The organism is Micromonospora sp. NBC_00389, from assembly GCF_036059255.1.
In the GTDB taxonomy this organism is placed as follows: Bacteria; Actinomycetota; Actinomycetes; order Mycobacteriales; family Micromonosporaceae; genus Micromonospora.
This window is the reverse complement of record NZ_CP107947.1, coordinates 6,625,261-6,639,248: the sequence shown is the minus strand read 5'-3', so window position 1 is coordinate 6,639,248 and position 13,988 is coordinate 6,625,261. Positions and strand designations below refer to the sequence as shown.

11 protein-coding genes and 1 pseudogene are annotated in these 13,988 nt (G+C 69.6%); 8 read left to right on the top strand and 4 right to left on the bottom strand.

All coding sequences use genetic code 11. The features are described from left to right. Window positions 1-137: 137 nt before the first annotated feature. A complete protein-coding gene (locus tag OG470_RS31410; protein WP_328418166.1) occupies window positions 138-365 on the bottom strand; it encodes a hypothetical protein in 228 nt (75 codons plus the stop codon). Window positions 366-472: 107 nt separating this feature from the next. Between OG470_RS31410 and OG470_RS31405 the strand changes: the two genes are divergently transcribed. The 6 genes from OG470_RS31405 (at window position 473) to OG470_RS31380 (ending at window position 10,179) form a co-directional block, all read left to right on the top strand. After that, the gene (locus tag OG470_RS31405; protein ID WP_328418164.1) at window positions 473-1,690 is read left to right on the top strand and encodes an RNA-guided endonuclease InsQ/TnpB family protein; all 1,218 of its coding nucleotides are present in this window, start codon (window positions 473-475) and stop codon (window positions 1,688-1,690) included. 43 nt (window positions 1,691-1,733) lie between these two features. After that, window positions 1,734-2,243 carry a GDSL-type esterase/lipase family protein gene (locus tag OG470_RS31400; RefSeq protein ID WP_328426706.1) on the top strand — a complete coding sequence of 170 codons (510 nt, stop codon included), beginning with the start codon at window positions 1,734-1,736 and terminating at the stop codon, window positions 2,241-2,243. Between the two features lie 265 nt (window positions 2,244-2,508). Continuing rightward, on the top strand, window positions 2,509-5,103 hold the full coding sequence (locus tag OG470_RS31395) for a M4 family metallopeptidase (protein ID WP_328418162.1): 2,595 nt from the start codon (window positions 2,509-2,511) through the stop codon (window positions 5,101-5,103). Window positions 5,104-5,204: 101 nt separating this feature from the next. Next, window positions 5,205-9,023 (top strand): carboxypeptidase regulatory-like domain-containing protein, encoded by a 3,819-nt coding sequence (locus tag OG470_RS31390; protein ID WP_328418160.1) that lies wholly within the window; start codon window positions 5,205-5,207, stop codon window positions 9,021-9,023. Between the two features lie 262 nt (window positions 9,024-9,285). Further along, window positions 9,286-9,732, top strand: a complete 447-nt coding sequence (locus OG470_RS31385; RefSeq protein WP_328418159.1) for a hypothetical protein — start codon at window positions 9,286-9,288, stop codon at window positions 9,730-9,732. 39 nt (window positions 9,733-9,771) lie between these two features. Beyond that, complete coding sequence (locus OG470_RS31380) at window positions 9,772-10,179, top strand: hypothetical protein (RefSeq protein WP_328418158.1); 408 nt, start codon at window positions 9,772-9,774, stop codon at window positions 10,177-10,179. A 286-nt stretch (window positions 10,180-10,465) separates the two neighbouring features. On the opposite strand, the pseudogene OG470_RS31375 reads toward OG470_RS31380, so the two are convergent. From OG470_RS31375 to OG470_RS31365, 3 genes and pseudogenes are all read right to left on the bottom strand, one after another. Then, window positions 10,466-11,236: pseudogene (locus OG470_RS31375) on the bottom strand (RNA-guided endonuclease InsQ/TnpB family protein); the annotation flags it as partial. A gap of 42 nt (window positions 11,237-11,278) precedes the next feature. Further along, complete coding sequence (locus OG470_RS31370) at window positions 11,279-12,157, bottom strand: IS5 family transposase (RefSeq protein WP_442930932.1); 879 nt, start codon at window positions 12,155-12,157, stop codon at window positions 11,279-11,281. 105 nt (window positions 12,158-12,262) lie between these two features. Continuing rightward, window positions 12,263-12,610 (bottom strand): transposase, encoded by a 348-nt coding sequence (locus OG470_RS31365; RefSeq protein WP_328418157.1) that lies wholly within the window; start codon window positions 12,608-12,610, stop codon window positions 12,263-12,265. Window positions 12,611-12,726: 116 nt separating this feature from the next. On the opposite strand from OG470_RS31365, the gene OG470_RS31360 reads away from it, so the two are divergent. Continuing rightward, the gene (locus OG470_RS31360; RefSeq protein ID WP_328418155.1) at window positions 12,727-13,308 is read left to right on the top strand and encodes a hypothetical protein; all 582 of its coding nucleotides are present in this window, start codon (window positions 12,727-12,729) and stop codon (window positions 13,306-13,308) included. Continuing rightward, on the top strand, window positions 13,292-13,918 hold the full coding sequence (locus OG470_RS31355; protein ID WP_328418153.1) for an OmpA family protein: 627 nt from the start codon (window positions 13,292-13,294) through the stop codon (window positions 13,916-13,918). The genes OG470_RS31360 and OG470_RS31355 overlap by 17 nt, the downstream gene beginning before the upstream one ends. The last annotated feature ends 70 nt before the right edge of the window (window positions 13,919-13,988 follow it).

Below are 13,988 nucleotides of genomic sequence, written 5' to 3'. Positions count from 1 at the left end.
TAGCGAATCTTTGACATCGTGTCTAGAGAGCTTTACATCAATCTCGGGCAGGAGCACGGCGGTGTCCCCGGCCGTCAGTCGGCCGGGGACACCCTCGTAGCTGAAGTTGCACCGCGATCACTAGATCGGATTCGACGTCACGGGCAGTCGAACCAGCGGGTCTCCTCGCCATCGCCGTAGTAGGCGTTCATCGGGCAGCGGTACCAGGTCCCGGTGGCGTGCGCGTAGATCTGCGCGTACTCCGGGTACCACTCGGAACCATTGCTGCCCTTGTAGACGCCGACGAAATCAGGGCGTCCGATGTCGAACCACGAGAATGGCCCGAAATAGTCGTTGCTGTTGCGCTCGAAGTTGTCGGCCGACACCTGATGATCGAGACACGCTGCTCCGAGGACGAAGCTGACCGGGCCGCGTGGTGCCGCTGGCCGACGTCGATGGCAGCCGAGGAGGACTACGCGGACGAGGACGCCTGGTGAAGATTGTCGTGCAGGTCCGGCTGTTCCCGGACGCCGCTCAGCAGGCGGCGTTGCGGGCCACTGTGGGCCTGTGCAACGACGCCGCGAACGTCGCCTCCGGGTTGGCGTACCAGCGGCGGGTGTTCGCCAAGCAGTCGTTGCAGCGGCTCACCTACGGCCAGTTGAAGGACATGGGTCTGTCCGCGCAGCCCGCCATCCACGTCGCCCGGAAGGTATCCGGCGCGTACGCCACCCTGACGGCCAACATCCAGGCCGGCAACCTCGGCAAGCCAGCCTCGAAGAGGCGCCAGGCCGCCGAGGGCAAACCGATCCGGTTCCGTCGCGACGCGGCGCAGCCGTTCGACGACCGTTGCCTGTCCTGGCAACTGGCTGCCCGCACCGTGTCGATCTGGACGGTCGCTGGCCGATCCGGGCCGATCCGCCTCGGCTGCTCCGACCAGCAGCACGCCACCCTGGCCGCGCACCGCCGCGGCGAGTCGGACCTGGTCTGCCGCGACGGCAAGTGGTTCCTGTACGCCACCTGCGACATCCCCGACACCGCGACCAAGGAACCGGACGGGTTCCTCGGCGTCGACCTCGGCATCGCCAACCTCGCCACCGACTCCGACGGCCGCCACCACAGCGGCAAAGCCACAAACCGCATCCGGCACCGCAACCAGCGGCTCCGCGCGAAACTCCAGACCATCGGCACCAAGTCCGCCAAGCGGCTGCTGAAGAAACGCCGCCGCAAGGAATCCCGGTTCGCCGCCGACACCAACCACCGCATCGCCAAGAGCATCGTGACCGAGGCCGAACGCACCGGCCGCGGAATCGCCCTGGAAGACCTGGGCGGCATCCGCGACCGGGTACGGCTCCGACGGCCCCAGCGGGTCACGCTGCACTCGTGGGCGTTCCACCAACTCGGCCAGTACATCGCCTACAAGGCGAAGCGGTCCGCAGTGGCGGTCGTGCACGTCAACCCGGCGTACACCTCGCAGGGATGCTCCGCCTGCGGACACGTCGCCAAGGCCAACCGGCCCAACCAATCCACCTTCCACTGCCGGTCATGCGGCTTCGCCGAGCACGCCGACCGAAACGCAGCCCGCAACATCGCCGCACGCGGTGTTACAGGCTGGGCAGCCGTCAGCCTGCCGAACGCGGCGCGACCTCGTGCTCATCACCACGAGCCGTCACGATCCGCAAGCCCGGCCCCTCAGGGTCGAGAAGCTGACTGAACCCCGTGGCATCGCCGACCAAACCGTACGTCAAGTGCTGCACATGGCCGGCGGCAACCAGGGCATCGCCGGGAACCGCCTCCTGCGCCACGGGGTCGGCGAACACGCGCTGGCGCGATTCGACCGCGATGTTCTCTCGATACCGGCCCTGACCCACGTCCTGGTGCATTTCGGCATCAACGACCTCGGTCTGCCCGGCATGCTGGGCGAACCTCCCGCCACCGCCGACGCCCTCATCGAAGGCTTCACCGCTCTGGCCGACCGTGCCCACCGGGCCGGCCTGAAGATCCTCGCCGCCACCATCGGCCCCTTCGCAGGCGCCGACCCTGAGATCAGCACGCCGGAGGGCCTTGCCACCCGACGCGACGTGAACGATTGGATCCGTACGACCGACGCCTTCGACGCCGTCTTCGATGTGGCCCGAGCCGTCGCGAACCCTGATGCCCCCGACTACATCCATCCCGCACTGGACAGCGGCGACGGCATGCACCTGAACGACAAGGGTGCCGAGGCCGTGGCCGACGCTGTCAACCTGGACGACCTCGCGCTCTAGCCTGCTGCCGGCGTAACGGCACATACGCCCGCGAGCGCCGCCGCTCTCGCCCGGGTGCAGTGCCAGCCGCCAGCACAGCTCCACCTGGACACCCCCGGCCGTTCGGTATGGCCGTCGCACCGCAAGCGATCTGCAGGCGTTCTGCAAGCGGATGGCGCGATCCTCCGCACGCCTGAAACTCATGAGGGCCGATACATCGGTGGGAGCGTCATCCCTCTCCCTGACGGGGGTTGACGCGGCACCGTGTCCACTGGGGAGGTTCATCGTGCCTGTGTTCGTACGCCGTCTGCGGCCGTGGCTGGTTGCCGGCGGTGACGCTCTGCTCGCCACGGCGCTGACCGTGATCGTTTGCTGGCTGGTGCTGCGGTCGTTGGCCGGCGGCGCGGCCGGGCCGGTCGGCGCCTACCTGGCCGGTGACCTGTCCGGGCTTGCCGCCGCCGTCGCCGCGAGCACCGGCGCGCCGCTGGACTGGAGCATCGGCGCCACGGGCGGCCGGCTGTACCCGATCTCGATGCTGCTGAGCGGTTCGCAGCTGGCGCTGCTGGTGGCCGGGCCGTTGGCGGCGGCGGTGCTGCTGGCCTGGCGGGCCGGCCGCCGCCGGCGGTCACTCGGTCAGGCCGCGCTGGTCGCGGGCGGCTATGCGGCCCTGATCGGGGGGCTGTCCGCCACGGGCGCCGCCACCGCGACGGATCCGCTGGTGCACCTCGCGTCGCCCGCCTGGCTCGCTGCGCTGGCCGCGCTGGCCTGGGCGTCACTCGCCCAGCTGGCTGCGGCCGCGCTGGCGCCACGCGCGGCGAGGCGGCTGGCCACGCCGGCCCGGGCCGGCGTGCTGGCCCTGGTGGTGGTGGCTGCGGGCATGGTGGTCGGGCAGCCCGCTGCGGCGCAGCCGGCGCGGTCCCCGGCCGAGCGGGTAGTGCCGTTCGCGGGCGACCCGACGCCGGCGCCTGGCGGCTACCAGCGGGCCGGGGTCGCGGACGCCCTCGCACGTGTGGGGACCGAGCAGGGACAGGCGCCGGTCGTCGCGTTCGAGCCGTGGCGGGGGACGCCGTCGATGCTGAGCCTGTCCAGCCGCCTCGGCGGGGATGTGCCGGGCTGGCTGCGGCGCAACTCGGGCCTGTTCGGCGTGGCCGACGCGAGTGCCCAGCTACGGCCGCTACGTGAGCAGCGGGAGCGCACCGGCGAGCGGCACGTGTGGTTCGAGCAGTACGTGGGCGGGGTGCCGGTCTACGGCTCCCGGGTCGGTGTGCACCTGGACGCCGCCGGGCGCACGGTGGAGTTCCTGACCAACTCGTTGGAGCCGGACCTGGTCGTGGACGGACGCAGCGCCTCGGTCAGCGCGCAGACCGCGACGGCGAACGCCCGCGTCGCGCTGCCGGATGGCTCGCTGGTGGAGCCGGCGAAGCTGTACCTGCTGCCCGCCGCGGCGGACCCGGGCCGCCGTACGCCGACCGTGCTGGCCTGGCACGTGTGGCTGACCGACGCCGGTGAGGGCGTGTCGACGTCGTACTTCGTCGACGCGGCGACCGGGCGGCTGGTGTATGCGCTGCCGCGCTCCGCGCACGCCAAGGACCGGCGCATCTACGACCTGAACAAGCTCTCCGACGACAAGGTGCCGGCGTTCCCGAAGCGCAAGGAGGGCGACGGAGCGAGCGGCATCCAGGACGTGGACGAGGCGTACGTCAACCTCGGCCACACCTACGACTACTACCAGCAGACGTTCAGCCGCGACAGCTTCGACGATTCCGGCGGGCAGCTACGGGCGCTGGTCCGGGTCCGCCAGGACCCGGATGAGCCGATGCGCAACGCGGCGTTCGTGCCGGATGTCATCGACACGATGCTCTTCGGCGAGGAGATGACCAAGCTGGACGTGGTTGCGCACGAGATGACGCACGGGGTCACCTTCGAGACCGCCGACCTGTGGTACATGTACCAGTCCGGGGCTCTCAACGAGAGCTTCTCCGACGTCTTCGCCGAGGCCGTGGAGAAGTTCGCGACCGGTAGCAACGACTGGCTGGTCGGCACCGGCATTCCCGGCGGTGCACTGCGCAGCATGGCCGACCCGTCGTTGTACGGCGATCCCGGCCACTATCGCGACTTCGAGCGTAGCTGCCTGGACATGGGTGGGGTGCACACCAACTCGGGCATCCAGAACAAGGCGTTCTACCTGCTGTCGCAGAAGATCGGCATCGACAAAGCCGCGCGGATCGCCTACCGCACCCTGACCACCTACCTGTCGCCGCGGGCCCGGTTCACCGACTCCCGGGTCGGGTTCATCGAGTCCGCCAACAAGCTCTACGGCAAGGGCTCGGCCGAGGCCAAAGAGTCGGCTGCGGCGTGGACGGCGGTCGGCGTCGATGGCGTGTACGAGCAGGCCAGACAGGACTGCCTGTGCATCGCCGACACGTCGCTGTCCGGGGTGGGCCCGGAGGGCCTGGAGCCGCAGGGTCCGGGCGTGGACGCGGTGCTCGGCGCGCTGCTGCACGTACGGGACCTGTTCGCCGACGGGCGCACCCCGGCGCTGCGGCACTACGAGGTCGTCTACGCCGACGGTGGCGACCGGGCGATCGCGCTGATGGCCGCCGACGACGACCTGCGCCGGCGCACCGCCCACGCGATGCAGACGCTGCAACCGGTGCTGCAGACCGTCGGCACACCGGACGGTGACGCCACAGTGGTGAGGGCGGAGATGCTCGCCGAGGTGGAGACGCTGCTACGTGACTACGCGGCCGCCGACCGGGCGGCTGGTGGTGGCGCGCTGGCCTCGGTCATCGAGACCGAGCTCGGCAAGGCGAACCTCCCGGCGCTGTCCGGGCTGACCGCCAACCAGGCGTTGTCGTACCTCGACACGCACGTCGGCTGATTCCCTCTCCGGCGGTGGCGGGCGCACGCGCGCCCGCCACCGCCCCACGCCCAGACGAGGACTCCATGCATACCTCCCCTTCCGCGCCACGGTCGCGGCCCGTGCGGTGGCTCGCCGCCGCGGTGGCCGTCGTACTCGCAACGACCCTGTTGACCGCTCCCGCTCCCGCGGCTGGTGCCGCCGCCGACAAGCTCCAACCGGCGGCGCGCCAGGCGCTGACCGGCGGGCGCACCGCCGATCTGATCGTCGAGCTGGCCGAGAGCGCCGACCTGAGCGCGGCCCGCGGGCTGCGAACACATGCCCAGCGCACCGCCTACGGGCAGCGGACCCTGTCCACGCTGGCCGAGCGCAGCCAGCGCGGCATCCGGCAGCTGCTCACCCAACGCAAGGTCGACCACCATCCGTTCTGGATCGTCAACGCGGTCCACGTCGAGCACGCCGACGCGAAGCTCGCCGCCGAGCTGGCCGGCCGGCCCGAGGTGCGCACCGTACGCACCATGCGCACCTTCCAGCTGCCGGAACCGACCCCGGCGCAGCGAACCGCGGCGGCCGCAGCCGTCGAGTGGAACATCGACCGCATCCAAGCCCCGCAGGTATGGTCGCAGTTCGGCGTGCGCGGCGAGGGCATCGTGGTCGCCAGCATCGACAGCGGCGTGCAGTTCGACCATCCCGCGCTGGTCCGCCAGTATCGCGGCAACGTCGGCAACGGCGTGTTCGACCACCGGTTCAACTGGTACGACCCGTACGGTCAGTGCCTCACCGCGCCCTGCGACACCCACGGCCACGGCACGCACACCATGGGCACCATGGTCGGCGACGACGGCGACGGCACCCACATCGGCGTCGCGCCCGGCGCGCGCTGGGTGGCCGCCCGCGGCTGCGTCGGCGGCGGCTGCACCGAACTGGCCCTGCTGCTGGCCGGCGAATGGGTCATGGCGCCGTTCGACGACACCTTCACCTTCCGTCCCGACCTCGCCCCGCACATCGTCAACAACTCGTGGGGCTCGCCGGTCAGCGACCCGTTCTACAGCCAGGTGGTCAGCCGGTGGATCGACGTCGGCATCATGCCGGTCTTCTCCGCGGGCAACAGCGGCCCCGCCTGCGACACTGTCGGCTCGCCCGCCGACTACACCCAGGCGTACGCGGTGGCCGCGTTCGACGCCGACAACGCCATCGCCGACTTCTCCAGCCGCGGCGCGGCCGCCACGGAGATCAAGCCGGACATCGCCGCGCCAGGCGTCGCCGTGGTGTCCTCGGTGCCGGGCGGACGCTACGAGGCGTACAACGGGACCTCGATGGCGGCGCCGCACGTCTCCGGGGCGGTGGCGCTGCTGTGGTCGGCGGCACCGGAACTGATCGGCAACATCCCCGCGACCCGGGCCCTGCTCGACGGCGGCGCGGTCGACGTCGCCGACACGCAGTGCGGCGGCACAGTGGCCGACAATCCCGTCTGGGGCAAGGGCCGCCTTGACGTGCACGCCGCGGTCGTCGCCGCGCCGCACGGCCCCCGCGGCACGTTGACCGGCGTTGCCCGAGGGCCCGCCGGACCGGTTGTCGGCGCGTCGGTGCGGCTCAACGGGCCCAACCGCACCGAGCGGGTGGCCACCACCGACACCGCCGGCCGCTACACCGTCACCGTGGCGCCCGGCACCTACACCCTGTCGGTCAGAGCGTTCGGGTTCAGCGACGGCGCCATCTCCGCCACCGTGACCGCCAACAGCACCGCGACCACCGACCTGAACCTCGTCGCGCTGGCGCGGCACGCCATCACCGGCGTGGTCCGCGACCCGGGCGGCTTGGGCACCCCCGGTATCGCGGTGAAGTTGCTGGCCACACCGCTGCCCGCGGTAGTCACCGGGCCCGACGGCGCTTACCGCATCGACGGCGTGCCGGTCGGTGGGTACACCCTCACCTTCGGGGCGGGCCGCTGCCTCAGCGCGGGCAGCCGGCAGGTGACGGTGGACGGGGCGGAGACGGTCGACCTGCGCCCGCCCGCCCAGGTGGACGCCTCCGGCTACCAGTGCAACGGCACGACCGCGCCGTTCCCGGCGGGCACCACCACCCTGGCGCTCACCGGCGACGACGAATCGACGCAGGTGAACCTGCCCTTCCCGGTGCCGTTCTACGGCCGCAACCAGACCACCATGTGGGTGGCCACCAACGGATTCCTCACCTTCGACCGGGCCACGGACAACTCCATCAACCGGGAGGTGCCCAACCCGTCCACCCCGAACGCGGCGGTCTTCGGGTTCTGGGACGACCTGATCGTCGACGCCCAGGCCGAGGTGCGCACCGCCAACTACGGTGCCGCACCCGACCGGAGGTTCGTGGTCGAGTGGCGCAACGTGACGTTCTACGAGGACGGGACGCAGCGGGTCACGTTCGCCATCGAACTCTCGGAGACCGGCGCGGTCACCGTGCACTACCGCGACCTGACCACAGGTGCCGTGGCCCGGGGCGCGGGAGCGAGCGTGGGCGTGGAGAACCAGGCCGGCACCATCGGGCTCGAATACTCCCGCGATGTGGCAGCGCTTCGCCCGAACAGCGCCATCACGTTCCGGGCGGCCGGATCCCTACACGGCACCGTCACCAAGCCGGACGGGTCACCGGCCGCCAACGCGCTGATCTCGGCGGTCACGGGGGACACCTCCGCGGTGACCACCACCGCGGCGGCCGACGGAACGTACGTGCTGCACCTGCCGCTGGGCACGTACACCGTGGACGTCTCGCTGGTCACCTTCGGGATCCACCGCTCCACCATCGTGCTCGACACCAGCGGGGAGCGGATGCGCCACGACGTGCGGCTGTCACTCAACGAGCGCACGGTCAGCGGCGTCATCCGGGACTCACTCGGACAGCCGGTCCGGGGCGCCGAGGTGTGGCTCGCGCACAGCGATCTGCCGACGGTGCGGATGACCACCGCAGCGGACGGGGCGTACCGGTTCACCAAGGTCCCCGAGTCCGACGTGGCCACGTACGTCTACGCGAGCGTCAACAGCTGTCAGCGTGACGGGCGGCTCTACCTGCCGACGATCATCGGTGGCGACGCGGTCACCGACATCACGGTGGTCTCCCCGATGGGCGTGATCGACGGCGCCGACGGGTTCGGCCACCAGTGCCTGCTGGGCGCGGTGGAGCCGAGCTTCGCCACCACGACGGTGACGACCAGCGAGTACGGGGCACCGACCGCGGTCCCGCTGCCGTTCCCGTTCCGGCTGTACGGCCAGCAGTTCAGCACGGCATACGTGTCCCGCTACGGCTACCTGACGTTCGAGCCGGCGAGTTACCAGAGCGGCTCCAACAGCACGCTGCCCAGCAACAGCTCGTCCGCCCCGGACGCGGCGGTATACGCCTTCTGGGACAGCCTGGTTATGGACGGCTCGTCCCGGGTCGCCCACGGCACCGCCGGCACCGCGCCGAACCGGCGCTTCATGGTCTCCTGGCAGGACATGCTGCTCGACGGCGAGCGGCTCAGCGTCGACGCGGTGTTGCACGAAAACGGCCGCATCGACCTGCAGCATCGGTCCCTGCCCGACACCGCGGACGGGCGCGGCGACGGCGCCACCGTCGGCATCGAGGACGCCGACTCCTCGTACGCGCAGGAGTACAGCTACAACGAGGAGTGGCTGCGCTCCGGACAGTCGGTGCGGTTCCTGCCGCCCGGCACCGTCACCGGCGTCGTCACCGATGCCACGACCGGCGCGCCGCTGGCGGGGGCGACAGTGGAGTTCCTGCGGCTGGAGGAGGTCGAGGAGGAGACCGTCACCGATGCCACCGGCACCTTCACGCTGCGGGTGCCCCTGGGCACGTGGGACCTGGCGGTCGACGCCGCCGGTCACTTCCCCGGCACCGCGCAACAACGGCTCGACGCACCGTACGGCACGGTACGACGCGATGTGACGCTGACGCCGATCGGCTGACGCCGGTGGGTGGATGCGGGGCGGTCACAGCCCCGCATCCACCGCCGGTCAGCTCCGGTCCGTCGGCACAGTGGAATTGCGTCCATCCTCAGACGGCCATACGGGGCATCAACTGACGACTTTGCCGGGGCCCAGGATCAGTACCTCTCGAACCGTCGCACTGCAAGGCGGTTGCAAGCGGACTGCATTCGGTGGAGGAAATCATCCAACCTGCGGCTGCCGTGACGGGACGCCGTGCACACCCTTCAAAAAGGAGTACGCAGTGAATCTACGACGCATTGCGACCACGTTGGTCGCCTTGGTAGCCACCCTGACGGCATCGGCGGTGATCGCCAGTCCGGCCCAGGCGTACTCGGGACCGCACTACTGGATGTACACCAACGACGGCAATCCCGGTGGCCGCGTGGACTTCTGGCCCGACGGGGACATCGTCCAGGTCTGCGACGTCCAAGCCGACGGCGCGCACGTCAACGTCGTGCTCCATGACATTTTCACCGGCGCCGGTTACAGCGTCCAGGCGTCCGGCAACGGCAACTGCACCACCCGGCGGGCCAGCCAGGGCGGCTCCTACGACCTCAACGAACGTTCCAGCAGCCGGGGCTGTTACCTGTTCAACATCCGCCTGTGGGACGACATTCACTACGTCTCCGGCAGCGAGGACAAGGCCGCCTGGTGGAACGACAACGCCGCGAAGCGATCCGACTGCTGAGGAACGCTGGACGAGCATCCAACGACAAGAAGGAGCACGATGGCCAAGCGACAGTGGTCCGTTATGGCAGTCATCGCAAGCGCGACCCTCATGGTGGGCTTGTCCGCGCAGCCGGCCCAGGCCAGCGGAACCGTGTGCACCGTGTGGTACGGCGGCGAGTTCTGCTCGGGCGAAGTCAACTTCGTATCGAGTGACGAGATCCTCAAAGTTCTCGATGTCGAGGCAGATGGCCACGGCGTCAAGGGATTTCTCCAGCAGTACTACAACTCGAGCTGGCACTGGGTCACCCCGTCCAGCGGTCTTTACAACGGGTACGGCAACGGCTGGACAGCAGTCCACGACTACGACATTCCCGAAGGCAGAGACGTGCGCTACCGGGTCTGTCTCACCGACGGCGCCAATGGCTCTCCGTATGCCTGCAGCGCCTGGGCCCTCGACAGCGCCTGACCCGTTATCCGCCGAGGGACAGGGTGCGTATCGCCTCGGCGTCCATGGGGCTGGCCCATGCCTTTGACGGGCAGCCACATCGCGCTCCACCCGCGGCAGTGACACTTCGTGAACCTGCCGCGGGTGGGGGAGCGGTCATCGCTCAATCCTCAGGGGGACACGATTGACATCCTCCACCGCCGTGAAGGGCGGGGATTCCCTCGGTCACCCAAGGGGGTTCCTGCTTCACCGGGCCGCGCCTTCACCGCTGACGCGGGTCGGGTCTTACCGTCCCTCCACAGGCGTTTCACCTCTCCGCCAGCCCGGCGGCGAGAATGTTGCGGGCGGCGTTGACGTCCCTGTCGTGCACGACATCACAGCCAGGGCACGTCCAGACACGGACGCCGAGAGTCATCGCGGTGTTGATCCGCCCGCACGCCGAACAGGTCTTCGTGCTCGGATACCAGCGGTCAACGGCGATCACAGTCCGCCCATACCAGGCGGCCTTGTACTCGATCATGCCGCGCAGGTGTGTCCACGCCGCGTCGGAGATGGCGCGGGCCAGACTGTGGTTGCGCAGCATGGTGCGCACACTGAGATCCTCGATCACGACCGTTTGGTTCTCACGGACGAGTCGAGTCGACAACTTGTGCAGGTGATCCCGCCGCCGATCGCCGATACGGGCATGAATCCGAGCCACCGCAAGGCGAGCCTTGGCCCGATTCGCGGAGTCCTTGGCCTTACGGGCCATGGCGCGTTGCGACTTGGCCAACTTGCGCCGGTCAACGCGCTCATAACGCGGGTTGGTGATCTTCTCCCCGGTGGACAAGGTGAGCAGACTGGTGATGCCCGCGTCCACCCCCACCGCCGTGCTGAGCGGAGGAAGGGGCTCGACGGTGGGGTCTTCCACCAGCAGGGACACGAACCAGCGGCCGGCCGCGTCGCGGGACACGGTGACCGTGGACGGCTGCGCGCCCGCCGGCAGGGCCCGGGACCACACGATGTCCAGTGGGGTCTCCATCTTGGCCAGGGTGAGCTGCCCGTCGCGCCAGCGGAACGCCGAGCGGGTGTACTCCGCCGACGCCCGAGACTTCCGCTTAAGGCGTGTTTCATAAGCCGGTCAGAGCCACTCGGTGATGATCGTGATGGTGAGAACGGCTTGGAAGCGGACTGCCAGCTTGTCGTAGCGGGTGGCGACGCCGCGGTGGCGTTTGAGCCGGTTGATGCCGTTCTCCACGGCGTGGCGTAGCCGGTAGAGGTCCTTGTCGAACGCGGGTGGGCGGCCACCCTTGGAGCCTTTGGCCTTGCGATGGGCGTCCTGGTCGGTCTTGCTGGGGATGCAGGCCTGGATCCCGCGTGAGCGCAGATGACTGCGGTTGCCGCGGCTGGTGTAGGCCTTGTCGGCCAAGACCAGGTCGGGGCAGGTGCGGGGTCGACCCACGCCGAGGCGGGTCACATGGATGCGGCGCAGGACGGGGATGAACTGCGGGCTGTCACCACGGTGCCCGGCGGTCACGATCAGGGAGAGGACCTTCTGTCCCTGCTCGCAGGCCAGATGAGTCTTGGTGGTCAGCCCGCCGCGCGATCGGCCCAGCGCGTGATCGGCCGGCTCGTCGTGCACCCCGCCGGGCGGCTCCTTCTGCAGATGCCCGTCGGTGCGGGCTCCGGCGGCGTGCTGGTGGGCGCGGCTGGTCATCGAGTCCACGCTCACCGTCCAACCGATCCGGCCGGTCGCGTCGCCAGCGGCTTGCAGCGCGGACAGGATCTTGTCCCAGGTTCCGTCACGCTGCCAGCGGCGGAACAGGCCGTAGACGGTGGGCCAGGGCGCGTACTCGGACGGGACGTCACGCCACGGGGCACCGATCCGGATCCGCCACCGGATCCCGTCAATGAGCTGTCGTTTCTTCCACTTCGGCGGACGACCCGTCCTCGGCGCGGCAGGCAGCAACGGAGCCAGAACAGCCCACTGCCCGTCGGTCAGGTCATGCCGCCTCGTCACCGCTACGCTGGGCACGAGGTCTCCGGTATGAAGTTCTTGCTTGGTCGCAGAACCAGTTACCGGAGACCTCTTCAGCTGTCGATCACCGCCACGCGGTGACTTCGATCAGACTCCACTTTTGAAACACGCCTTAGACTTGAAACGCGGGTAACGCGACCGCTTACCCCAAAACGCGGCGAACCCGGCTTGCAGATGCCGCAGCGCCTGCTGCAACGGCACGGAACTGACCTCATTGAGAAACGTCAGATCCTCGGTGCGCTTCCACTCGGTCAGCCACGCCGACGACTGCACATAGGTGCTGCGCTGCCGGTCAACCGCCCACGCGCGGGTGCGCGCATCCAGGGCGAGGTTGTACACCTTTCGCACGCACCCGAAGGTGCGGTTCAACTGCTCAGCCTGCAGCGGGGTCGGATAGAAGCGGTACTTGTACGCCCGCTTCACCACCTCACCCATACCTCGCATTTTACCAGTAGTTCATGTAAGTCTATCCCTGAGGGGAGGGAGCTGCGTTTCCTCCCCCGCCTGAAGGCAGGGGTATCCACGCCGCGACACCGATGAAAGGGACCACCGTGCGATTGCCCAAGGCGATGACCGCGATCACGCTGGCATTGGCCGCGACGCTGCTGACCACCGGCTGCATGCCAGGGTCGAAGCCGGAACGGGAGCAGGCCACCGCAGGCGGTGGGGCGCCGGGAAAGCCTGACGAGCGGGCACCGGTCATCGCGACGGTGGAGGCGCAGGTCAGCCACGCGGGCCATGTCGTGCCACTAAAGGTCGAGCTGTTTGGGCCGCGCCGGGACCAAGGGTTCGTGACGGTCAACCTCCGGGTGACGAACCTGACGCCGGAGGGTCAGGGTTCCTCGTTGGGGTGGCAGATCAACGACGCCTTTGCCGGGTCGACCAGAAGCGTCGGCGGCAAGCAGAGCTTCTCCGGCGTCTACCTGCTCGATCGGAAGAACCACAAGCAGTACCTGGTGGCGCGGAACGCCAACGAGGAGTTTCTCGCCTCGGCCAACTTGAACGCGGTGTTCGTGAAGCCGCAGCAGGCGGCCGAACTCTTCGCCACGTTCGGGGCTCCGCCGGCAGACGTGACCGCCGTCGACCTGGCCATCCCGCAGATTCCGGTGTTCGAGAATGTCCCGCTCGGTTAGCCGCCCGCTCGGTCGGGTCACAGTCACGATCGGCGCCGGCCTGCTGCTCCTCTGCCCCACGGCGGCGTGGGCGGCGCCCGGAGCCGTGTTCGACCCGCCGACGATCGCGGTGGGCGGGCCACGGCTGGAAGCCGACGACGGGCAGGTGACCGCTCCGGTGGTCGACGTGGTGGCGCCGGCGGTGGATGTTTTCGTCGTCACCGGCAGCGTCGAGGGTGACAGCACCGAGGCCGAGAGCACCGATCGGGTCGAACTGACCCTCGGCGCGGACGTGCTGTTCGCGTTCGGCAAGGCCGACCTGTCCCCGGCCGCGCACCAGCGGCTGGCACAGATCGCCGACCGGATCCGTCAGCAGGCCAAGGGCGTGGTCCGGATCGACGGGCATACGGACGGCATCGGTGACCCGGCCGACAACCAGGAACTGTCGCGGCGGCGTGCCGAGACCGTCCGGGTCGCGCTCGCGGTGCTGCTGGCCGGCGTTCCGGTGACCATGCAGGCCGCCGGTCACGGCGAGAGCGAGCCGATCGCGGTGGAGACCACCCCGCAAGGCAGGGACGTACCGGCCGGCCGGGCGAAGAACCGCCGGGTCGAGATCCGCTTCGACAGATAGCGGTGTACGCCGGCTGAGGCGCGTGCGGGGGCGCGAGTCACCGCCCACGACCGGCCCGCCCACGTGCGGG